The organism is Pseudomonas sp. NPDC078700 (assembly GCF_044542375.1).
Lineage (GTDB): Bacteria > Pseudomonadota > Gammaproteobacteria > Pseudomonadales > Pseudomonadaceae > Aquipseudomonas.
Genome location: NZ_JBITUI010000008.1, coordinates 87688 through 111220, shown reverse-complemented (window position 1 = coordinate 111220; position 23533 = coordinate 87688). Strand labels below are relative to the sequence as shown.

Below are 23533 nucleotides of genomic sequence, written 5' to 3'. Positions count from 1 at the left end.
GTATTGCTGGAAGGTTAAAAGGCCGCTTATTGCGGCCTTTTTTATGCAAAATTGTCATACAACATAGACGTTGTGGCGCTCCCCCAAAGTTTACTGCACCACCGCTAACTCAAATGAGCCTACCCCAACATGAGCGTGAACCTGCACGCCAGCCTCATCAACGACAACGTCCTGTATTGGGCGCTTGAAAGGCTGATTATCCAAGGTGGATAAACCCTTGTCTTCGTCAGTCGTCAGGACTAACACATAGCGCTCGCGGGTTGCCGCCTGGATTTCGATTGTGCCCTGAATAAATGCAAAGTGAGACCAGGTTTCAGCATGTAACTGATACACCGCATCACTGACCAGGCGAGTGGGCCGCTTCTGTTCATCAAGAAACAACAGTGAAGGATACACCACCTGTTTGTTAGCGAAACTGCGCACCCGTAATCCATAGCGCCTTGTCGTTTTTGGTAACTTTATCGCCGCGTAGTAGCTTCGCCCCATTGGAAAGTCAAAACTAGGCGAAAAACGATTGAGCTCCTCGAAGCGAGGTTCATCTACCGATAAGTCTGTGAAATCATCATCTGTCAGTTGTGTACAGCAGCGATCGGTCAACTCGGCGTAAAGCCCACCCGACGGCTTGCTTCCCACTAACAACTCAGTCATAGCAGCATTGCGCTGCCCGTCAAGGTTAGGTATTAAGACCGGCTTCCTGACAAACTTAACCTGACGCCCCTCGGTAAACTCAATTGCGCCGGAAGCTGAGGATGCCTCTGAGCTGATGCGTGGACTGAGCAAGGAGTTTTGTACGCGCCCTTGCTCGTCAACCCATGTGTAATATTGGCCATCGTCACCTTCACGCTGGTAGCCACGCCCTTCGAGTACGTCTGCATCGATATAGTCCGACGACGATTGACCTGTCGACAATAAGACCTCGTCCCCCCCTGATAACAAGGAACGATTGGCGTAGAAACTGTTTTGTAAGGTGCCGTTCGCATCTACCCACGTGAAGTATCGGCGCTTACTTTCTCCAATCGCCCTACCCGCGGCAAGGTCATCCGCTTGATTAAAGCGGGCGACCTCACTTTGTTGAACGTGCTTTGATGCAATGCTCTGCTGCTGGGTGAAGGTTTCATTCAGCAGCGTATTGTGAACAGCCCCCTGATCATCAACCCAGGTAAGATAGCGATTGTCTGCAAAGGTATTCCCCGTCCAGCAAAGTAAACAGATTATCTGCAGCGTCCTGAACATATCCATATGCCAACGTCACTCAAAAGGTGGTCCGGTAAGTCAAAGCAAACACATAAGCTTTCACACTTGTTTGGACATCAAGGTCGGCATACGGGTTGTAGACGAGACCGTCGATGCTTGAGCAGTTAATATTGCAACTTGAGCCTGCGGGGATATTCTGCTTACTGACCAAATAGTTAAAACCCACGTCAATGACAGTGTCTTTATCCCACTGATAACCCGCCCCCAACCCGTAAAGCGTTGCATCACCAATAGGCGCCAACACATCTGCCTTATTTCCTGGAATCGCCGAGGGCCGAGGCTCATACCCCATACGCAAGGTCAGGCGATCGTTGTACTGGTACTGCAGCCCAAGCGCCCAACTCCAGACCGATTTATAACCACGATCGAGGGTTAGGGTCGTTGCAGTCGCATTATCAGGAGAGAGCAAGCTGGCGATACGCAAAACATCCAACTCACGGTCGAATTTAATATCAAACTCATTCCAAGCGGCATAATCAGTCCATTTCACATCAAAATTGATCTGCCATTTTGGCGTTGGTTTAAGTTTAATGCCTGCTGCAAAATGCGCGGGATAGGTCAACTCGAGCGACGCTTTACCGCGTTCATTATCAAATACACCATCAGGGGTGATGCTACTGAATATCGCCCCAACCAAGGAGCTGTCCAACCCCTGCCAAAATCCCTGCCAATCATCACTGTATGAAATGTTGTAGTCGCCTTTTAGCTTTGTCTTGGCTTCGCTTTGGTAAACAGCGCCCAAAGCAAACCAGTCGACTGGTTCCCATAGAAACCCTATGTTCCAAGTCGGTGAAAGTGACTGCTCCAAGTCGAGGTCAATATTCGCGATATCGGTGAATGGGCCAAGATCCCCGCCACAAATGTTCAGCAAGACCTCGAATGGATTGCCATCTATCGTACAGAGTGCGTCTTGCGCCGCACCGGTAAACCCTGTGAGCACCCCTGGCGCACGAAAGTCTTCATTAATAGCCAGCGCCTGATGTGAAAAACCTACTGATAGACCCACTGATAACTGATCATTGACTTGGTAAGCCACTGAAGGCGATAGGTAGGTAATTCGCTGGATGGCGACTTGCTTACCTTGATAGCGTGCAGGGTCATTATCATCACGGGAATACCCCAGTACTTGTGGGGCATACACATTATTGGCAAAGGTAAACTTTGAGCCTGGTGGAGTAATAGAAATTCCCGCCAACGGCGCAAACAGTACAGGTACATCGGTAGCGCCACCCAAGCCAGGAAAGTACATGGCGGATGTCGTTGTTCGGCTCGATGAATTTGCCACGGGGTCATCTGATAAGCCAAAAAAGCTATCACCGTAATTCTCAGGAGCATTAAATTCAGAGCGTATATCCAAAATACCCGTCACGAACTTTATAGCCACCTGACGCCCCTTCAACTTAGTCAAAGCAGCGGGATTATAGTGCACCGCATCAATACCTGATGAATCAGCAGTAATTGCGTTCCCTAACGCCATCGCCTTAGGGTTGCCAATGGTTAAATTCTGTGAAAGTTGTGCATGCGCACTGCACACCCACAATGTACCTGCCGCGGATAATATAATACTGACGAGTTTCATAATAACTACCCGCCCCTATTCTGGCTTAAGACCAGTGATATCAAGCGGCATCGACAGTCCCAACAATACATCGGGGGAGTCTTCTGTCAGACCGAAACCCGTATTAACATTTATAATATGATCAGGTGAGGTTCTTAACCCCAACGAAAAATTCATCACGGCGCTTGTCTGCTCGCGCCCCTTTAAGGTTGTATCATCGAACTTAAACTCGGGCGCAAGGTTGTAGGCCATCTGGTATGATGCAGCCAATGAAACATCATAAGACAAAGCATAGGCAAAGCCCATGTTGAACGAGATTGATCCACCGGGATCAACTTGATTGAGTAATCGACCGCCACGAACTTGATTAATGTTTTTTATTGGAAAGTTATAGGTATAGCCAAGCGACCCAAACAGCACTACAGGATCAATTACATAGGATAAGTTGGCACCAGCACTCAGGTTATAACTGCCATTCCCCGTCGACAAACCGTCATCAACTTGTACGTCATAAGGGCTGTCGCCGGTGGGCAGTCCAACTGATGCATATAAAGTCGTTACAGGTGCACCGCGCTGAGCATTCCATGGCTGCCAACGCAGGCTCGCGGAAATGTCACCCAAACTATAGGCATTAAGATCACGCTCAGTATCATACTTCGCCACGAAAGGCAGGCGGATACTGAAGGTCAGGTTATCCCACACACCGTAGTCAAAGGTAAATGAGTTGGTAAAGGTATGCTGTGCTTCAGATTGGCCGATGACACTGAATGAGTTATCACCAGTTCTTACAGTCTCAATAACCGTATCTCTGACTAAGCTATAATCGACACCGTAAGTCAGTGTCCGCTCACCTTTCTTGAGCAACGTGTAACTTTTCTCGGCGGCTTGGAAAACTTCAGCCAATGCTGTTGCACTGTCAGCATCACCCTCCTGCTTTCCTAACGCATCCCTAGCACTATCAACTGGCTCATTATCTGCATACAGGTCAATACCTGGAAATAGGCATAGCGCGCATACAACTCCAGCGCATGCAAGTCTCATACATAATACTCCGTTACTATGTCTGCAATCGCGAACAGCACAGGCAGCTAATTACTTTCGGCGAATATGCTGTATTGCACCGTTAGAACCAAGATCGGTTGCTTGATTCTCAGTAAACTTCGTTATCGCCGGAAATGTTCTGAACGCCAACAATGAGACGGTGCGATCATCTATAATTCGAAGATCCTGCTCATCTAACGCAAGTGCATTGTTTATGCCGCTTTCGCCAGGATAAATTACGAATAATACATTCTTATCCCAGACACGCTCGAAACGAGCTCGAGTAAAACTTATATTGCCAATGGCAGGATCAGCCACAAAAACATGCTCGTCATAGACATCACGGACGACCACAAAGTGCTTAAATCCTGCATATTCAATTGGCACAATTACAGGGTGTTCTAGGCTTTCCAGGTCAGAAAAAGTTGCACGAAACCCACCACTGTTATAACCCAGCGCAGCGACGTAACGCTTCATATCCAATAAAGAAAACCCGCGACGCGCTACAATCTCGTCGGCCTCACCAAACTTGAGCAGGCCCTCCATAACTTGACGTTCTTCTAGATTTTTACCGAGAAAATAGTCAAGTAGTGTTGTTAATGCAGCGGAACCACAGCTGTAATCATAGGCCTGTCGAATAACACGCTTGAATTGCAGTTGCCCCAAAGGCTCAAGCTCAATTGACTGTCTAAACGGACTGCCATTCAGCGCAACTTGAGAAAGGTTAACTCGCCCTTGAGGTTGTGGTTTGACCTCTACAGTTTCGGTAACACCAAATATACCGATTAGGCTTCCCAGCAGGATTTCAATCATCAGAGGTATGCCCTCTCTTAGATCAAGGTCCCTGCCAGTAATCACTGGCAGGGTAGTCATAGCTAAGAAAGACTAATGGCCTAGTGGCCCCAGACTTTGACAGTAGTGCCTGCCAAATTAATATCACTGACGGCAAGCGAACCGATACTGGCGGCGGCGGTGGTACCAACCTTGATAGCACCCACTGACAACTGACCAGTCACAGCTGGCAAGCCAATTTGCAGTTGTTCGGTATCTGTACCGCCAATGCTGGTGGTTACCACGTCAACCAGAATGGGGGCGTCATCGGAAATGTTAAAACCGTCAAAAGCAATGGTTTCAAGGCGCAGTGAGCCACCCGCCGGATCATTATCGGTGTATACAACGCTACCGATACTACCGTTGAACTGACCCGAAATACTGATACCGTCTTGACCTGTTACTGTTGCCAATGCGGAATCGTCCATGGCTTTCAGTTCAGCTTGCGCCATGAGTGGGCTGGCGAGGACGGTTGCTGCTAATGCGAATTTGCTAATAAATTTCATTGTTGAGATCTCCACAGTTCTCGGTTTTAGTATCCCGAAGGATGCTGCTATAGACTCCTGTCGCTAGCAGCAGGAACGACAACACGGGTTGTCGCTATTCGAGGTGACATTGCTTCCTTAGTCATGCCACCTCGAACACTTAACGCTGTTGCATTAAGTCCTGCCTTAAACCTACTGTCGCAAACCGCTGCTGCCTCCCTAACCAAGGAATGGTGGATCAAACCAAGTAGGCTTCAAGATTTGCTTATGCCTCGCTCAACAAACCCAAACTCTTACCTTTCAGCACTGCTTGGGTTCGAGTTCTTACACCCATTTTTGAAAACAGGTTATGCAAGTGCCATTTGATAGTCGCCTCTGAGAGATGCACGGCCTGAGCGATATCACGATTGGACAAGCCCGCTCCCACGAAACGCAAAATTTCCCGCTCTCTGTTACTAACATCCTGATTATCGTCAAGTTGTTGGTAATCAATGGAAAATTCTTTGCATTGATCGCGAAGCATTTGTGTCAATGTTTGCCATTGTTCCCCTGCTGCCTTATCCGCAGCAAGCCATGCCTCCATGACAGGCAGTAACCAGAGCGCATCGTCAATAAACAAGCGCTTATATCCACGACTCACACCACTTTCAACGACCTCTTTAAGCAAGTTGAATGACCGCTCAGTGTTACCTTTTCTCCAGTAAGCAACTGAAAGTAACAGAGATACCTTAAGATTTTGGTCGGTCATCGGCATGTTGTTTTCTGCCACGACACAAGCCTCAAGCGCCGACATTGCTTTATCTGCCCTACGCTCCGAGAGCGCTAGCCGTGCCTCAGCCAATATCAAACTAATGCTGCCGTTAGCGTGACGCTGAGCTGGCAGCGTTGCCAGATGCTGCTTCAGTTGAAGACAAATGCGTTCAGCCTCATTGGGCCTGCGCAACCACAACAAGAAATGCACTTTACAGCTCATCGCCTGGGCATAAACGCGCTCATATCCAGGGGCGTGCAAACTGAGGATCCACTCGTCAAGCTCATATAACGCTTGCTCTGTGTGTCCTTCATAGAAGCGTTTGCGCACAATGACCAATTGCCCCCTGTTAAGTAGCTCAACCGGTGTCACTACATCCCGCCAAGTAACTGCTTGAACGACTCCATTCAAAGCGTCTTGATCGACACCTTGCTCATAGAGAATATCGGCAGAGGCCAACCACAGCGGTCCTCCCACACGACTCTGTTCACCCAGAACCCGATCTGCCAATTCACGTGCACGCTTGGCAATCTCTTCGCCTTTGTGCAACTCGCCAAGCTGCTTACATACGCAAACCTCTATCATGCTGATGACGACGTTCAGGTAATCGCTTTGAGTTTCACTGAGTTTCGAACGTGCAGCAAAAATGGCCTTTGAAGCCGCTGAATACGAGCCCTGAAGTGAATAACATGCGGCCTGTAAACAGTGCAAACAGGCCGAAAATAAAGGCTGAGAGGCCGGTGCTAGCTTTAGCCAGTGGGCCGTCACTTTAAGGCAGCTGTCGAGTTTGTCTTGGTAAAGCATGACCAATGCTTTAATAATTTGCGTAGCAGCGAGCAATTCAATAAAGCCAGGCTTCAAGGTCTCAGTGTTGGCATCCTGAAGTTGCCCGCTGATCCCTTCTATCAATGACTCTGACTCCGCATACTTTTGCTCGAACGCTAGCTGCCATGCGAAGAAAATTTGAAAAACGCAATATTCCTGTATGACCTCGCTGGGAATATCCTGTAAACAACTGAGCACTTGATACACTTTTTCCTCGGCAATCAATTGCCAGCCGTAGCTCTCTAGTAACTGCGCGGCAAAGCTATAATCACGCGAACAGACTGCATATTTGATTGCTTTTTCAGGTAAGTCCCGTGACTCACACCAATGCGCTGCGGCATGTAACAGGTGTGTCGGATCTTCGTTTTTTGTCAGGCGGCGCTTAAGAAACTCCGCAAATAATGGATGATAACGATACCAACCATCCTTACGCTCAGCCTCAACGATAAATAGCTGTTCCTCACATAAATAGGCCAAGGTACTGTGGCCATCGTCTCGCCCGGTCAATGCATTGCAGAGGTCGGCATTGAACTCGTCTAGTAACGACGTGAGGTTGAGGAAGCGTTGTAGTTCTGAAGGTAAGTCGACAAGGACATCCTCAGTGAAATAATCAGCAAGATTGCGCTCTGTGCCCGGCATAGTGACTGTCGGTGTAAATCGACGACTCAGCGCAGGCGCGATAAGTGATGCCAAATGAAGAGCGGTGACCCAGCCTTCTGTTTGCGCATAGACCTTGGCAATATCTGTATCGCTCGCCTGGATCGATTTAACGTCCCGATAATATTGGTCGACTTCATTTTGGTTGAAGCGCAACTCATCAACGCCAAACCAACACGCCCTAGGATCATTTGAAAACATACCCACGTTGAAACGGGTACTCACGACGAAGTGAATGTGACTGGGTAGCGCTCTTAGCTCCTCCTCAATCAGTCCCGCAAAGTTGCACTCGCGAATACAATGGAGGTCATCGAGCATCACATAGAGTTCATCCTCAATACCTTTTAGGTGACTGAAAAATAAAGCCAGCAGTTGGCGATCCGACAGTGCAACATCGCTTGTTAGCGCTGACCTGATAGGCTCTGCGAATCCTGGGAACTGGGTTGTGATTGCCTCGCATAGATAATTGACTAAGCGACTGAGGTCAGCATCCAACGCATCAAAGGACAACCACGCAACCTTTGCACCTTCAGACTGTAAACGCTGACGGTACTCCGTTAGAACCGCACTCTTTCCATAGCCTGCCGGTGCGTTCAACACCATTAGATGCTTGTCACGCAACCGGTACATTTTGTCGATTAAAAGGGGGCGTGGCATAAGTTGGGTTATGCCGAAAATTTCAGGTTCAAGTTTGCTCGGTAACAGATGAATGTTTGCTGAAGCTGAATCAGTGTGTGTATTCATGACCCTAACACCCCCAGTTCGCGGGCACGCCTAATCGCCTGGGTGCGATTGCGTACCTTGAGCTTTTCGTAAATGTTGTGCAGGTGCCACTTGACCGTTCCCAGCGCCAACTTCAGTTGCTGTCCAATCTCATCGTTTGACATGCCTTGCGCCGCATAGGTAATTACTTCCTGCTCGCGCTCAGTGAGATCCTCTTCTACTGTTTCAAGCAAACGCTGAGCTGACTCACCAGGCCAGAGTGATAAAAGACTGCGAATAAACTCTTGCAAGGCTGGTTGACGCTCAGCCATCTCGAGCTGATAGAGCATGCAACGGATAGCCTCGCCCTCTTCCAGAAACAGACTGCGAACCCCCTCCCGTTCGCCAGCAACCAAGCACTGAACAAGCAAGGTTTGCGAGCGTTCTTGATAGCCCAACTGGTGGTAACTATGTCCAGCCAAAAGGTCCAGTTGGATGCGCTCAAGACCTTCCCAGTCATCTACAAGCATTCCACGAAGCTGGGTAATTTCATGCAACGCTTCGCTATAATGGCCACGCGCCTGCTGCAACCGAACCCGCGCCAATCCTTGCACCCACAGCACTGGATTTAGGCGCATGTGTGCGTAATTGCTCGCCAGCTCATTCCAGTTGATACTCTTCAGGCGTTGCTCCGCTCGCTTGATTCGGTCATCGCCTGTTTCTTGTAAAGTGCGAGAAATCTCATATCCGACTGCTTGTGCGTAGTAGCGCCAGGCCTTGTTGCGCGCGGCCAGATTCTGCATATAAACCAGGGTTGCATGAGCTTCCTTGGGGAAGCCCTCCATGTACTGCATGTTCGCTAAGCACAGTGTGCCTTTGGCATAGATATCAACTGGACTGATTGCGTCAACAATCGACAGCATGCGCTTAAGCGTCTCAGTTACGCCCTCAAAACGACCCTGTTGGTAGGCGATCAGACACTGGGTGATTTTTGGCAAAACGATGGCTTTGGATTTGTCGTTAAACCATGAGGTTGTGCGTTCGCGAAGACGCTCAAAAAGCAGCTCTGCCTGTTTGATCTTGCCCTGCTCAAGCAGCAGCAATACTTCAACATTGATGAGCTGCATTTGCAGGTAGTTGCCAGCCAGAAAATGGTTTCGTTGATTGGCCAAGGTCAGTAATTTACGAGCCGCTTCGTGCCAGCCCATCATCACATTAGCCAAAGCACCTATGGCTAACATTGCCACCTCAAGAAAGGCGGTACGCGCGCCTAACTGGAATTCAACTCGACGGGCCAGCTTGACGCACGTACGAAGATCATCCTTTTGCAGAGCCATCAACGACTTGATAGCCAATGCTGCTAACATACTGTCAGTTAACTGGGCATTTTCATCACCCTCGCCCCAGCGCAAAAGTAACTCATCAAGCGCTCGATTTGCCTCGTCTAAGCCGAGGTCAGCAACCTTCGCCCACAGATCACTTAGCACTAAAACAGGGTATTTGACTGCAATTTCATCAGGCACATAGTTGCGCCATTTATGCACCAGCCTAAGCTGGCCACGATTGATCAAACTTAAACCACAGCCGTCAATTAGCGCCGCCAAGAGTTCAAAGTCTTGTGCGTAATAGGCATGCTCAATCGCATAGTTTTGCATGTGGTTATTGGTAAACCACAAGCTGGCATTGAAATGAGTTTGTTTGAACCGCTCTGTATCTTGCTTACGCAAGCGTGCGCGAAGAAACTCGGCGAAGCACCGGTGAAATCGAAACCATTGACGATCACGGTCTAGCGCAATCATAAATAGTTGCTGGGTTTCGAGATCTTCAATCAGCTCCTGCCCATCGCCACAACCGGTCAGGGCTTCTGCCAAGCTGCCATTAAAGCGCTGCACCACACCGAGGCTAAGCAGCGACTCTTGCCGTTCGAGCGGTAACAGATCAAATACCTTGCCCGAAAGGTATGCGCCAATTGAAGCGGGATCACTCTGAAACTCAAGCAATTGCTCAATTTGCTGCGGGTTAAGTTTGAGCCACTCACTCACCTTCAGCAGCGCGGTTATCCAACCTTCGGTGTAGCTGTAGATTTTCTTCAGCATGAGCGTTTCAAGTCTGTGCCCGCTGTATTGCAGGTAAAGCCGGGTTTCATCCTCGCTCAGCCGAAGCTCACGCTCGCCAATCTCAGTTAAATAACCTTTTGCACGCCAAGTGGCCAAACTGAGTTTTGGTTTAACGCGAGTACCAATAGCAAGGGTAAAGCCATGGGGCGCATAGTTGACCAGCCTATCGATGGCGCTCAACAAGTCGGCATTTGTAATAAACTGGAAATCATCGACCACCAGCAACAATGGCCTGTTTAGCTGTAGGATATTTCCTAAAACCGATTCCAGAGCCTGCTGGGTGTCAAAACTGACAATATCGTGGGTGAGCGCACAACCAATATCGCCTAAACCAACATGAACGGTATTGAGGGTGTGAACCAACTTTTGAAAAAAAACTAAGGGCGTATTCGACTCTGCAGTTAACGTTAACCAGGCCACGCAGTGCCCCTGATTAACATGTTTTTTTGCAAGCGCTGCAAGCTCACTCGTCTTGCCAAAACCAGCGGGTGCTGAAAACACTATCAACGGCGCAAGAGGCGTTGTAGAGAGGGCTGATTGGAGAGAGAGTCTTGCAAGATAGTGTTCCGGAACCTGCATCGGAACGATTTCTAATGGCAGACTGTAATCCGCAGGTTGATCCAGCACTTCATTCATGTCATCCATGACCTGATCCCTGTGACTTAATTATTATTACAAATGTTCAATTCCCTTGAACTGCGATAATACTAATCAGCAATGTGGCTGCACGCAAACCAAGGGGCCTTTGACAAAGATAGCGAGCGCCATGAGTACAAGGCAAAAAGATGCGCAAACGCACCGGGGTCGCGCTCGACTTTAGTTGTCTTAAATGAGCATTTCGAGCAGTTTCTTAACGCAGCACGGGCTGCCCCAGTAATACCTAGTGCAGGGGTTTTCATCGGTTCCCTAAGCAAAGCCTATAGGCCTTGTAGCGCAAGCACCTTACAATGTATATCCACGTTTTTTTGAACGCTACGCATGCCAACTTTTCAGGTTCATGTCTTACCTTACCAAACCAATCCGGATTCATATTTCAGTCGCCTGAGAAACGCGCCTGGCGCCGTCATGCTCGACGCGGGAAGACCCGTAGCGCAACATGGACGCTATGACCTTATTAGCGCTTGGCCATTGGCTGAAATGTCTCCGCTCCCGCAGGAAACAGCCATAGATTTTCTGGGAAGATTGAGAACTGCAAGCAACAGCCTAAGCACCAAAGACGTACCGCAGAACACCTGCTTACCCTTTGTTGGAGGATTAATTGGTTACTTCGGATACGATTTCGGCCGGCGCTTGGAGGCCATCACTGACTGTGCCGTAGATGACCTAAGTTTGTCTGATGCTAGAGTTGGTTTGTATGCGTGGGCGCTCATTACCGACCACCAGTTAAACACCACGCAGTTGGTGTTTCACCCGCAAGTTAGCCTCGCCGAGCGAAGCAGGCTGATTGATTTATTCGAGCACACAGCAACTGAAAACTGGGATAGTTTCCGCCTCAATAACAGCTTTCAAGCGGACATCAGTCCAGTCAGATACCAGCAAGCAATAGAAAAAATCCAAGCTTATATCCAGGCTGGAGACTGCTACCAAGTCAATTTCGCTCAGCGGTTCCAAGCCCAGTATCAGGGCGACCCATGGGGTGCCTATCAAGCGTTGCGCGCGGCTTGCCCTACCCCATTTTCCGGTTTTCTAACCCTGCCTGATGGCGCCGCAATTATCAGCTTATCCCCTGAGCGATTTATGCGGGTCAACCAAGGACGAATCGAAACCCGCCCCATCAAAGGCACACGTCCACGGGGAATAGACCCAGACGATGACGCCAAGCAGGCAAGCGAGTTACTTCACAGCGCTAAGGATCGTGCCGAAAACTTAATGATCGTTGATCTATTACGCAACGACCTTGGCCGCTGCTGTGAGGTTGGCTCGGTTCAAGTACCTGAACTATTTGCCCTTGAAAGCTACCCAAATGTTCATCATCTGGTCAGCGCAGTCACTGGCAAGCTGGCGGAAGGCAAAGACCCGCTCGACTTGATTGCCTGCAGCTTTCCGGGCGGCTCAATTACTGGAGCCCCCAAAATCCGGGCCATGCAAATCATTGATGAACTTGAAGAAACTCGACGCGGACTGTATTGCGGCTCGTTGTTTTACCTGGACATACGCGGCGAGATGGACAGCTCAATCACCATTCGAAGCCTGCTGGCCAAAGACGGCACTATCACGTGTTGGGGCGGCGGCGGGATTGTGGCGGACTCGCAGTGGCAGGCTGAATACCAAGAGTCGCTGACCAAGGTTGATGTGCTGATGCGCACCCTTGAACAACTCGGCTAAACATCGCATAACTAAAAAAACCGCTTCATCTGTAAAGCGGTTTTTTAGTTATCAACTAAGGGTTACATGCTTAGCTGGCGATTTGAGGCCTTGAGAAACTCACGCTTCAACTCCTCAAAGGTGTGCACCGCTGGGAACTGCGGAAACTCACGGATTACATTTTCAGGCGCATGGAACAAAATGCCCGCGTGGGCTTCGCTGAGCATTGTTGTATCGTTGTAAGAGTCGCCAGCAGCAATAATGCGGTAGTACAAGCTTTTAAGTGCAATAACAGACTGGCGCTTAGGGTCTTTCTGACGTAACTGGTAACTGACAACACGGTCGTTTTCATCCGTCACCAGCTTGTGGCAAAGCAGCGTAGGAAAACCAAGCTGACGCATTAACGGCTGCGAGAATTCGTAGAAAGTGTCTGACAAAATCACGACCTGAAAACGCTCGCGTAACCAGTCTACAAATTCAACCGCGCCATCAAGCGGTTTGAGTGTAGCAATCACTTCCTGGATATCAGCCAGCTTCAGACCATGCTCATCAAGAATACGCAGACGTTGTTGCATCAACACATCGTAGTCGGGGATATCGCGGGTGGTCGCTTTTAGCGACTCGATACCGGTTTTTTCCGCAAAAGCGATCCATATTTCAGGGACCAGTACGCCTTCCAGGTCGAGACAAGCGATTTCCACGGGACACTCCTAGCTGTATTTTTATAGAAGACGGCACTCTAGCGGCTCGCCAAACGCGACGCAATGCGCCTCTATATATTCAAAACTATCAGTCGCAATGGCAGTTGGTTATTTAGCGGCATATCCACGATTTGTTAACATCGGGATCACAAAGCGCTTAGCGTCACGATAACTAGGAATAACCCCTGATGAGTCACCCATTTGATGTAGCTGAAACAGCGGCAATCTACGCCACAAAATCGCCGCAAGAGATTCTTAAGCTGGCCTTTGAACATTTTGGCGACGAGCTGTGGATTTCTTTCAGCGGTGCAGAGGATGTTGTGCTGGTGGATATGGCCTGGAAGATCAACAAAGACGTAAAAGTCTTCAGTCTTGATACAGGGCGCCTGCATCCTGAGACCTATCGTTTTATTGATCAGGTTCGTGAGCATTACGGGATCAGTATCGATATCCTTTCGCCTGATCCGACCGCCCTTGAGCCGATGGTAAAAGACAAAGGCCTGTTCAGCTTCTACAAGGACGGCCACTCAGAATGTTGCGGCATTCGTAAAACCGCACCACTACGGCGTAAGCTTTCAACGGTTAAAGCCTGGGCAACCGGCCAACGCCGCGACCAGAGCCCGGGGACGCGCAGCTCAGTTGCAGTGCTGGAAATCGATGGTGCCTTTTCATTACCGGACCGTCCGTTGTACAAATTCAATCCCTTGGCACAGATGTCCAGCGAAGAGGTTTGGAACTACATTCGCGCACTTGAACTCCCTTACAACCCTCTGCACGAGCGTGGCTTTATCAGCATCGGCTGTGAGCCTTGCACTCGCCCTGTTCTGCCGAATCAACATGAGCGCGAAGGTCGTTGGTGGTGGGAAGAAGCGACGCAGAAAGAATGTGGCTTGCACGCAGGCAATCTGATTAGCAAGATTTAATCTGCTTAAGCTCTGACGCAAAAAAACCGGCATTTTGCCGGTTTTTTTGTGCCCTTGATTGGTCAATAGGTCGGCAATTCAACACCTTCAAATAACTCTTCAAGTTCAGACTTGTTGTGGCATTGCACAGCTTTGGCCAACACCTCACGGGTTAAATGCGGGGCAAACTTCTCAATAAAGTCGCACATAAAGCCGCGCAAGAAGGTGCCGCGACGGAAACCAATTTTGGTCACACTTGGCTCGAATAGCTCACTGGCATCCAGTACTACCAGGTCTGGATCAAGTACCGCGTCAACGGCCATTTCAGCGACGATGCCCACACCTAAACCAAGCCTCACATAGGTTTTGATCACGTCTGCATCGGCGGCGGTAAACACCACTTTAGGTGTCAAACCACGATGACTAAAGGCCTCATCAAGCTTGGAACGGCCGGTGAAACCAAACACGTAGGTGACAATTGAATGCTCAGCCAGCGCTTCTAGCGTCAACTTTGGCAACTTGGTCAGTGGATGGCCTTGAGGCACAATTACACAACGATTCCAGCGATAGCACGGCATCATCACCAGGTCGTTAAACAGCTCGAGCCCTTCTGTTGCAATGGCAAAATCAACAGTTCCGTCAGCGGCCATTTCGGCAATTTGCAATGGCGTACCTTGATGCATATGCAACGCTACATCTGGGTACTGCTTGATAAAGCCACTGATCACCTTAGGCAGAGCGTAACGGGCCTGGGTATGTGTTGTGGCAATGGACAGTGTGCCCTTCTTCTCATTGGAAAATTCTTGAGCAATCTGCTTGATGCTCTCAACTTTGCGCAGAATTTCACCTGCGGTGGTGATAATCCGCTCGCCGGCTGGTGTTACCCGCGTCAAGTGCTTACCGCTGCGGGCGAAAACTTCGACGCCCAGCTCATCCTCCAGTAGACGAATCTGCTTACTGATGCCCGGTTGTGAGGTGTATAGACTCTGTGCAGTAGCAGACACGTTGAGATCGTGGTGCGCAACTTCCCAGATGTAGCGCAATTGCTGGAGCTTCATAACAATCCCTCAAAGCAGATAAGCGCCGTGCTAATTTTCGGCTGCTTTATATAACCATAAGAACGGTTCAATCGTTCAATTTAGACGATTTTTTAAAAATTGCAGGTTTAATTGTCTCGTCGTAACTGAGTCAACCGTTACAGTCGTCACCCATGCAGCTCAAAAAATAATCCCTGCATCACCACGGCTGCGATGCTGCAGCATTGGCACCATGTATACCGGTACCTCGGCTAACTGGATTATTCGTGCAGCGGTTCGCCCCATTGGAATCTCCAAATCTGTTCCGTGGCTATGACTGCCTATGACTAGCAAATCCACTTCTAGTTTCTGCGCTTGAGCCAATATCACCTGCGGCGGATCGCCCTGCACCACGCGCACGGCACGAATAAGCGCCAGCTCGTGCGGGGAGTCAGCGACCTCATCTTTGAAACCCTGCAACACCCGCGCTTCTATGTCGGCCATCACTGTTTCCAACCCGTTATGGCGAAGCGTTTTTAAATGGTCCTCATCGAGATAGGTTTTAAGCACTGATTCTGCAAATAAGCCCATGGGTTCCACAGCATGGATCACGTAAAGGCTGGCGTTGAAAGCTCGGGTCATCGCCAGCGCATGTTGCAGTACATACGGCGCATAGAGTCCCAGGTCGGTGGCATAGAGAATGGTTCGGATCATGCTGGCTCCTTGTACCCGCATGACGGGTCATACTTGAGCTTAGCAGTGCCGCCAGCATGTCAATTTAAAAGCGCGCTTAATAACGATCAGTGGAGACCCATCTGGTTATAACCAGCCTTCGGGCTTGGCTTTAAGCGCACCAGAAGCCTCGCCAGCCAGCTATGGCAACCATTCATTACCGCTACAGACCATTAGGGTTGAAGTTCGTTACTCACACCGTGCGGTACATGGCCCGTAGCGACAACTTCACGGGCTTTTTCGCAGTGGCTGGCTTGGTCGTCAAAAAACACATCGGCACCGAAGGTGTTGAGAATTGATGACTTATCCAGCCCGCCCAGAAAAAACGACTCATCGAGACGGATATTCCACTCGCGTAACGTGCGGATAACACGCTCGTGAGCGGGTGCAGAGCGCGCAGTAACCAATGCGGTGCGTATGGGGCAAGACTCTTCAGGGAACTCTTGCTGAAGCTTGTGCAGGGCCGCTAGGAACGGCTTGAATGGCCCACCACCGAGTAATTGCCGGGCAGATTCCTTCTCATGGCTTTGAAATGCCTCCAGACCACCCGATTGATAGACCCGCTCAGACTCATCTGAGAACAGCACTGCATCGCCATCAAAGGCAATCCTCAGTTCTGTGCTCGCTTCTCGCCGGCTTCCACCGGACAAAATAGTTGCAGCGCCAAAACCGGATCGCAGCGCACTGCGTACGTCATCAGCATGGGTCGATAAAAATAAATGGCAGCCAAATGCTGCTAAGTAAGGGTCAGGACTACGGCCGCCAACAAACGCAGCTCGGGAAATACCCAGTCCATAATGCTGGATTGAGTTGAAAGCACGCAGGCCAGTGTCTGCGCTGTTACGCGATACCAGGATCACCTCTACCCGCGGCTGTCCCAAGGTTAGGTTGAGCGCGAGTAGCTTTTCCACCAACGCAAAGGCGTCACCCGGCATAAGGATTTCATCCTCATGATCGATCTGATACTGGCGATAAGCTGCAACGCCCTCGCCGACATAGACCTTGTGACTCTCACGTAGATCGAACAAGGCACTGGACGAAATCGCCAGAACCAGTTTATCGCCCAGAACCTTGCTCATAGTGACCTCAACCCTGAGTGTTACGTTGATCCATAAATTGAAGTGCCTGATACAGGGCTTCAATACGCGGCATCGACTGCCCTGCCGCTGCAGCAGCCGCGAGGGGTGCAGCATAAATCGCGTGCAGCTCTAGCGGTCGCTGGTGGGCGTAATCGTGGTACATGCTAGGCAAATAATCCTGCATACGCTCGGTTGCTTTAAGCATTTTAGCCGCAAAATCCTCTGGAATTTGATAGCCGCAAGCGCCTGCACCAGCAACCACTTCATCCATGATGGCCGCAATCAAAGCCCGGCTACTAACATTCGCCATAAGTCCGGTAGTGCCTGAATTGAGCAACACCGATAGCCCGTTGTAGGGCACATTCCACACCAGCTTTTGCCAGCGCGCCTGACCCAATTCAGCTGCCGCCATAGAGTCGACACCCGCAGTCTTGAACATATCCGCCCCAGCAGCCGTAATCTGCTGACGCTCCTCAGCCGTTGCCGGACCAGAGTGATAGCCAATATTCACCGTACCCAAAGCCTGATGTTCTATGACCCCCGCCTCTGCGCGGTGCACACAGATCAAACACAAACCACCGAGCAAGTGCAGATGATCCGGCAGCAGCGGCCGCAGTTCATCCTCAACCGCCAGACCATTTTGCAGCAGCAATACTTTGGCCCCCTCAGCAGCCACTTGGCTAATTGCAGGCGCTAACGATGCATTACTGCTGGTTTTAGCCCCGACCAGTAACCAATCGCAGCGCGGCATATCCGCAGCATTGTTGTAGGCCTGTACGGGGTTCAGTGTCAGCGCCCCATGCACCGCACTCTTGAGCACAAGCCCCTTGGTTGAGACCGCGGGATACTCGCTGCGCAGTAGAAAATGCACATCAAAACCTGCGCGAGCGAGCATCAACCCATAAAAACCGCCAATTGCACCGGTGCCAATAATGCCAATACGTGGACGTTGTACTGCAGACATCAAGGAAGCTCCTCAGGTGGAAGCGAAAAGGCCGCATCCAAAGCCAGACACAGTTCATTCGCGTGTAAACGACAACTCACTTGATCATAAAAACTGCCGTCTTTAACTGCAAACAATGCGGGCAAATGGAACACGTCATAACGTTGAACCACACCCGGATTATTCGCCGCGTCGATCCAGACCAGTTGCTCAATTGGCAACTCCATTTCAGCCAAAGACTTTCTGGCCCAGCGACAACTGGCGCACCCGGCGCTGGTAAACACCACTAATGACCGGCCCGAAAGATCTAATAAGTGGCGATCAACATCCAGATCTGTCAACTCATACTCAGTTAATGCATCCCCGGTTTTTACCGTTGGTAAATGCGTCACCTTTTGCCTCATCTTAGTGATATGCCAGCAGGGTCCGGACTCCAATTCAGAGGCGAACGGCTTTGCACAGTATCAGATTGGCGCTGAGGATCGCCCTGCTTTTACCGCTCCTTAGCGGTCGATTGCCCTGCTGCCCGACGCCCAAAACAGGGCAGGTATTTGCCTAACAACATAAGTATGCCGCTGCCAAACCACCTAAATTGCAGATTAATTCACCAGAGCGACGATTAATCCACCGCACAATCGCTTTCAGCCATTGTCGAGTTCGCCTGTTACGCGATAAGGTTCTCTTTCCCCGCTGTGCTCATTATTGCTGTGCTCCGCCACACGGGGAACGCTGGCGGCCGGCACCCGTGACCTGACGAATCTGACTGATGAATAGCACGATGGCTGATTTACCAATTGATGACCTAAACGTTGCTTCCAACGAAACGCTCATCACCCCCGAGCAACTCAAGCGTGAAATTCCGCTGACTGACTCGGCCCTGAATACTGTCTCCTCTGGACGTGAAGTAGTACGCAACATTCTTGATGGTAAAGACCATCGTTTGTTTGTCGTCGTTGGCCCATGCTCGATCCATGACATAAAAGCCGCACATGAATATGCCGAGCGGCTAAAAGTATTGGCGGCCGAAGTCTCTGACACCCTCTATCTTGTCATGCGCGTTTATTTTGAAAAGCCGCGTACCACTGTGGGCTGGAAAGGCTTAATTAACGACCCTTACTTGGATGATTCATTCAAAATCCAAGACGGCCTGCATATTGGCCGCACCTTGTTGCGCGACTTGGCCGAGATGGGTTTACCAACCGCAACCGAGGCCTTGGACCCCATTTCGCCCCAGTACCTGCAAGACCTTATTAGCTGGTCTGCAATTGGCGCGCGCACTACGGAATCACAAACCCACCGTGAAATGGCCTCTGGCCTGTCTTCAGCGGTCGGCTTCAAGAACGGTACCGATGGCGGCCTGACTGTGGCAATCAACGCATTGCAGTCGGTTTCCAGCCCGCACCGCTTTCTCGGCATCAACCAAGAAGGAGGCGTTTCGATCGTCACCACCAAGGGTAATGCTTACGGCCATGTTGTATTACGCGGCGGTAACGGCAAGCCGAACTATGATTCAGTTAGCGTTGCCGTGTGCGAGCAAGAGCTCAGCAAAGCAGGTATCACGCCCAATATCATGGTCGATTGCAGCCACGCCAACTCCAACAAAGATCCAGCCTTGCAACCCTTGGTTATGGAGAACGTTGCCAACCAAATTCTCGAAGGCAACCAGTCTATTGTTGGGCTTATGGTCGAAAGCCATCTGGGCTGGGGTAGCCAGTCAATCCCCAAGGACTTGTCACAACTTAAATATGGCGTCTCGGTCACTGATGCATGCATTGATTGGGAAAGTACTGAGAAAACGCTGCGCAGCATGCATGCCAAGCTGAAAGATGTATTGCCTAAGCGCCAGCGCGGCAAATAACCGCAAGACTTAGCACGTCCTTAGTGACAGCCCTTGCAACATGGGCTGCGCGATGAAAAGGTCTGTTGAGTATTTAGATGTCGCAGAATGCAAAAAGCCGGGGGAACCCCCGGCTTTTTTGTGTGCGCTTTAACGACGCCTGTCAGTTGTTGCTCAAGCGTTGCTGTCGCTCCATATAGCGCTCAACGTATGAGCACGATGGAATCACCGTGTAGCCCATCTGATCAGCATATTGCAATGCGTGCTCAGTCAGCTGGGCAGCAATCCCACGCCCGCGCAAACTGTTGGGAACAAATGTACGGTAGATATCCAATGTCTGCTTGCCCAAGTCCATATAGGCCAAATAAGCACGATCACCATCGACTGTGATTTCGAATTGGTGACCTGCCTGATCGTGATGAATGGACAACGCCTCGCTCATTACTACTCCTCAGAGGGGTTCTTACTCAACCCGAACCTTATCAATCTTTCCAAGGCGCAGCGACATTTGCGCTGTGCCATTGCCGCCTTGGACGGTCAGAAAGGCCTTTTCGTTCGCGACTCGGGTCAAAACGCCTTGATAATACATGCCATCATACGTGATAAAGCGCATGCGCCTGCCAACATAATCAGGCAAAGCGTCAATATTGACAAATCCTGAAGACACTAAGGCAACTTCCGCAGCCGCTGTATTGGCTTGGGATGCCTTATCTGCTGCTGCTATTTTTAGCGCAACCGGGTCAACCCATGCAAAACCAACATCCTTAACCGGCACCTGATTGACCGTCAGAGTTGGGCGCATCATTTTGAGCGCATCATGGGCCTCAAAGAATTGTAGGCCATCCCACACCATTCCTTCTGTCGGCTCCAGTTCAATACGCAGCGATTGCGGATCAGCAAGGTAACGTGCATAGGCATCCAGTACAGGCTGATCAAGTGCAACACGTTGCTGGCGCAACGACTTATCAATTTTTGCAATCGCCGCCTTGCGATAAGCGTCAAGGGTCAGCCCCATCTTCGCCGCGCAGTAAGTTTGCAGTTTACGCTGATACTGATTATCCGTGAGCTCAAAGCTAAGGCGTTTAATCCGGGGTGGATTGCTGCGTAGATCTGTTGGATTATCAGATACATTGGCCAGCGCCATGCTAACCTGCATAGCGCCCATTTCTCGGGTATCTGAGTTCAGGTTAAACGTAAGTTTCTGTGCAGAAGGTTCAAGCAAGTAGGAAAACTCACCATCGGTCTCCAGCGTGCGGTATCCCATATCGAGCAGCTCATTGGCACCAATGGTTTTTACATCACCACAGGCCACGGCACTTAAAGCACTGTAGATATCGGTTTGTTTGGGCGGCTGGTAAAACGCCTGAGCCAGTGGGCCGAACACGTCAATCGAGAGCCCCTTGATGCTAACCGCCATTTGCTCAGGAAGCTTGCGTTCTGCCAAGCGCTCCTTAAACCGCAACAGCTCTGAAAGGCCATTAAACTTGAGTTCGGCGTGAGCAATCTGCAGCTTGTCGCCAGCTGCAGGAATACCGATAGTCACATTCTCCAGCCCGACACGGCCGTCAAAGGATGAGGTAATTCCGCCGTAGCTGATATCAACCATTGGTGCCAGACGATCCTTGGCATCGTTCATGATCGAGCGCACTGACAGGTACAGCGATAATTTGATGACCACTGCTACCAACAAAACTGACAGCAAGCCCCACTTGATAATTTTCCCCATCGCATCCCTTCCAGAGTCTTAGGCCATCAATTCGATATCACGCATAATATCAGGCAAACAGCTTCAATCCGGGACTTAGAGCACACTTAGAACGGCAATGCATGCCAGTACAGCGATCACAGGAACCACCACTGTGACGACAAAAATATCCTTGTAGGCCTGTTTGTGATTCAAGCCCATGATCATCAGCATGGCGATAACCGCTCCACAATGGGGTAACGAATCCAAACCACCCGCCGCAATATTAGCAATGCGGTGCAGGACTTCGGGCTCTATACCCATGTCCAAATACTTTGGTGCCAGGGTTTGCATGAAAATTTGCAAGCCACCCGATGACGATCCAACAATAGCCGAGACCACGCTAACCGAGGCAAAAACGGACAGCAGCGGTGGCAAATCAAGGGATAAGACCCACTGCGAAAACTGCACAAAGCCAGCAGTGTGAGTCACCACCCCACCGAAACCAATTACAGCAGCGGTGTTGAGTAGCGGCATGATTGCGTCATCGGCCCCCTGCCCCAGCACCCCGAGGGTATTGCTGCGTAAACCAGGAAATATCAGAATCGCAGTCATCGTCGCGACGACCAAGGCCAGGCTCGGCCATAAAATCGGCTGCTGCAAAGCAAACTGTACAATGCTTGCGAGTCCTGTGGACGAATCGGGAGTCACGCCAGCAATCAACATCAAGCGGGGCAATAGAATCACCCCAAGCACGACTAGAATCGGCACTAACGCCAATGCCCAGTGCGGTCCAGCACCCGGAGCTCCAGCGATTTGCTCCATTCGCAAATCCTGCGCGTTGGATTCAAAACCCTCGCCTTTGATTATCGCAAGACGCCATTCTCGTTGCACATAGGCCATGCCCAACACGACCATAATCACCGTGGCAAAAATACCAATCCAGGCACCCGCAAACAGGTCCGTGCCCAGTGCATTGGCAGCAATCACGTTGTGGATGGACGGAGTGCCCGGCAGTGCGGTCATGGTGAACGTTCCCGCGCCCAACGCAGTGGCAGCACAAAACAGCCGCTTGGGGAGATTGGCTTCGCGCATCAAGCTAACGCCCAACGGGTACATGGTGAAGATCACCACAAACACCACCACACCGCCATAGGTCAGGAGCGCACACACCAGCATCGCCACCCATAAAGTTCGCTTGATCCCAAGGGTCCGCGTGATTGCTTGAGCGATGCTGTTGGCGGCCTGACTCGCTGCCATGGTCTTGCCAAAAATGGCACCACAAAGGAACAAGACAAAAAACTTGCCGGCAAAAGTGAATGCACCTAACGGCCCGAACGGAAAATACTCGAGCAGTGCCTGCGGCACTAATAAATCATTGGTGATGGCAACTATTAAGGAACTGAACAGGGTCGCGATAAATATATTCACGCCGCGTAACGCCATGAACATTAGCAAGCCCAGTGCAACCAACAAGCCTAGATTACCCAGCATATTCCCTGCCTTTTTTTGTTTTAGGTGACAGTTTAGTGAACCAAAGTGGCTTATGAGTGGTCGGTTTAAGAGTGCTCGATGCGTGCCATGTGCTTAAACGCATCGAAGGCTGTTGAGCCGCGCCGTGAGCGGATTGTATGTTTTTCATACAGCCGATGTAAGGGCTAATGGTTTGACCGAAATAAACTGAAAAAAACAGGCTAGACTTGCACTCGCTCAGTTTACTTACTACAAGTTATGAGTAGTATGTACGCCGGCTAATCCCCCTTCACTGGGGAATTGGTATTATGGAAAAACTCCACATTTAGGGGAACACAATGAACAACGTCCTGAAATTGTCTGCTCTGGCTCTGGCCGCAGTATTGGCTACTGGTTGCAGCAGCATGTCCAAAGAAACTGAAGCTCGTCTGACTGCTACTGAAGACGCTGCTGCACGTTCGCAAGCCCGTGCTGATGAAGCCTACCGCAAGGCTGACGAAGCTATGGCTGCTGCTCAGAAAGCTCAGCAAACTGCTGATGAAGCTAATGAGCGTGCTCTGCGTATGCTGGATAAAGCCAGCCGCAAGTAATAGCCTTCAGGCTAAAAGAAAGCCGACCCATTTTGGGTCGGCTTTTTTTAT

At 50.3% G+C, this 23533-nt stretch carries 20 protein-coding genes; 4 read left to right on the top strand and 16 right to left on the bottom strand.

Annotation, left to right across the window (positions count from 1 at the left end; genetic code table 11):
• Positions 1–90: 90 nt before the first annotated feature.
• From ACIGCM_RS21860 to ACIGCM_RS21830, 7 genes are all read right to left on the bottom strand, one after another.
• Positions 91–1239: a MalM family protein gene (locus ACIGCM_RS21860; RefSeq protein WP_397504170.1), complete on the bottom strand. Its 1149-nt coding sequence runs from the start codon at positions 1237–1239 to the stop codon at positions 91–93.
• 13 nt (positions 1240–1252) lie between these two features.
• The gene (locus ACIGCM_RS21855) at positions 1253–2833 is read right to left on the bottom strand and encodes an outer membrane protein transport protein (RefSeq protein ID WP_397504169.1); all 1581 of its coding nucleotides are present in this window, start codon (positions 2831–2833) and stop codon (positions 1253–1255) included.
• Positions 2834–2848: 15 nt separating this feature from the next.
• Positions 2849–3853, bottom strand: coding sequence for a transporter (locus ACIGCM_RS21850; protein ID WP_397504168.1), 1005 nt, complete (start codon positions 3851–3853; stop codon positions 2849–2851).
• Positions 3854–3904: 51 nt separating this feature from the next.
• Positions 3905–4666, bottom strand: coding sequence for a C39 family peptidase (locus ACIGCM_RS21845; RefSeq protein ID WP_397504167.1), 762 nt, complete (start codon positions 4664–4666; stop codon positions 3905–3907).
• 80 nt (positions 4667–4746) lie between these two features.
• The gene (locus ACIGCM_RS21840) at positions 4747–5190 is read right to left on the bottom strand and encodes a DUF6160 family protein (RefSeq protein ID WP_397504166.1); all 444 of its coding nucleotides are present in this window, start codon (positions 5188–5190) and stop codon (positions 4747–4749) included.
• A gap of 244 nt (positions 5191–5434) precedes the next feature.
• The gene (locus tag ACIGCM_RS21835; protein WP_397504165.1) at positions 5435–8146 is read right to left on the bottom strand and encodes a LuxR C-terminal-related transcriptional regulator; all 2712 of its coding nucleotides are present in this window, start codon (positions 8144–8146) and stop codon (positions 5435–5437) included.
• Positions 8143–10857 (bottom strand): LuxR C-terminal-related transcriptional regulator, encoded by a 2715-nt coding sequence (locus ACIGCM_RS21830; RefSeq protein ID WP_397504266.1) that lies wholly within the window; start codon positions 10855–10857, stop codon positions 8143–8145. Before ACIGCM_RS21830 ends, ACIGCM_RS21835 begins: the two co-directional genes overlap by 4 nt.
• A 342-nt stretch (positions 10858–11199) precedes the next feature.
• On the opposite strand from ACIGCM_RS21830, the gene pabB reads away from it, so the two are divergent.
• The gene (gene pabB, locus ACIGCM_RS21825) at positions 11200–12546 is read left to right on the top strand and encodes an aminodeoxychorismate synthase component I (RefSeq protein ID WP_397504164.1); all 1347 of its coding nucleotides are present in this window, start codon (positions 11200–11202) and stop codon (positions 12544–12546) included.
• Between the two features lie 62 nt (positions 12547–12608).
• Here pabB and thrH read toward each other — a convergent pair whose 3' ends face one another.
• Entirely contained in the window at positions 12609–13226 is a 618-nt protein-coding gene (gene thrH / locus ACIGCM_RS21820) for a bifunctional phosphoserine phosphatase/homoserine phosphotransferase ThrH (protein ID WP_397504163.1), read from the bottom strand.
• Positions 13227–13414: 188 nt separating this feature from the next.
• Between thrH and ACIGCM_RS21815 the strand changes: the two genes are divergently transcribed.
• Positions 13415–14149: a phosphoadenylyl-sulfate reductase gene (locus ACIGCM_RS21815; protein ID WP_397504162.1), complete on the top strand. Its 735-nt coding sequence runs from the start codon at positions 13415–13417 to the stop codon at positions 14147–14149.
• A 62-nt stretch (positions 14150–14211) separates the two neighbouring features.
• Here the strand turns inward: ACIGCM_RS21815 and cysB are convergent, their stop codons facing one another.
• The 5 genes from cysB to ACIGCM_RS21790 form a co-directional block, all read right to left on the bottom strand.
• Complete coding sequence (cysB, locus tag ACIGCM_RS21810; protein WP_397504161.1) at positions 14212–15186, bottom strand: HTH-type transcriptional regulator CysB; 975 nt, start codon at positions 15184–15186, stop codon at positions 14212–14214.
• Between the two features lie 159 nt (positions 15187–15345).
• Positions 15346–15858 carry a universal stress protein gene (locus ACIGCM_RS21805; RefSeq protein ID WP_397504160.1) on the bottom strand — a complete coding sequence of 171 codons (513 nt, stop codon included), beginning with the start codon at positions 15856–15858 and terminating at the stop codon, positions 15346–15348.
• A 191-nt stretch (positions 15859–16049) separates the two neighbouring features.
• Positions 16050–16955, bottom strand: a complete 906-nt coding sequence (locus tag ACIGCM_RS21800; RefSeq protein WP_397504159.1) for a 5'-nucleotidase — start codon at positions 16953–16955, stop codon at positions 16050–16052.
• A 7-nt stretch (positions 16956–16962) separates the two neighbouring features.
• On the bottom strand, positions 16963–17919 hold the full coding sequence (locus tag ACIGCM_RS21795) for a putative 2-dehydropantoate 2-reductase (RefSeq protein WP_397504158.1): 957 nt from the start codon (positions 17917–17919) through the stop codon (positions 16963–16965).
• Positions 17919–18290: a thioredoxin gene (locus tag ACIGCM_RS21790; protein WP_397504157.1), complete on the bottom strand. Its 372-nt coding sequence runs from the start codon at positions 18288–18290 to the stop codon at positions 17919–17921. Before ACIGCM_RS21790 ends, ACIGCM_RS21795 begins: the two co-directional genes overlap by 1 nt.
• Before the next feature lie 386 nt (positions 18291–18676).
• Between ACIGCM_RS21790 and ACIGCM_RS21785 the strand changes: the two genes are divergently transcribed.
• Positions 18677–19756 carry a 3-deoxy-7-phosphoheptulonate synthase gene (locus ACIGCM_RS21785; RefSeq protein ID WP_397504156.1) on the top strand — a complete coding sequence of 360 codons (1080 nt, stop codon included), beginning with the start codon at positions 18677–18679 and terminating at the stop codon, positions 19754–19756.
• Positions 19757–19898: 142 nt separating this feature from the next.
• Here ACIGCM_RS21785 and ACIGCM_RS21780 read toward each other — a convergent pair whose 3' ends face one another.
• The 3 genes from ACIGCM_RS21780 to ACIGCM_RS21770 all read right to left on the bottom strand — a co-directional run bounded on the left by ACIGCM_RS21780 (position 19899) and on the right by ACIGCM_RS21770 (position 22913).
• On the bottom strand, positions 19899–20177 hold the full coding sequence (locus ACIGCM_RS21780) for a GNAT family N-acetyltransferase (RefSeq protein WP_397504155.1): 279 nt from the start codon (positions 20175–20177) through the stop codon (positions 19899–19901).
• 21 nt (positions 20178–20198) lie between these two features.
• A complete protein-coding gene (locus ACIGCM_RS21775) occupies positions 20199–21461 on the bottom strand; it encodes a hypothetical protein (protein ID WP_397504154.1) in 1263 nt (420 codons plus the stop codon).
• A 75-nt stretch (positions 21462–21536) separates the two neighbouring features.
• The gene (locus ACIGCM_RS21770) at positions 21537–22913 is read right to left on the bottom strand and encodes a GntP family permease (RefSeq protein WP_397504153.1); all 1377 of its coding nucleotides are present in this window, start codon (positions 22911–22913) and stop codon (positions 21537–21539) included.
• 317 nt (positions 22914–23230) lie between these two features.
• Here ACIGCM_RS21770 and ACIGCM_RS21765 point away from each other — a divergent pair, with 317 nt between their 5' ends.
• On the top strand, positions 23231–23482 hold the full coding sequence (locus ACIGCM_RS21765) for an Lpp/OprI family alanine-zipper lipoprotein (protein ID WP_010483743.1): 252 nt from the start codon (positions 23231–23233) through the stop codon (positions 23480–23482).
• Positions 23483–23533 lie beyond the last annotated feature (51 nt).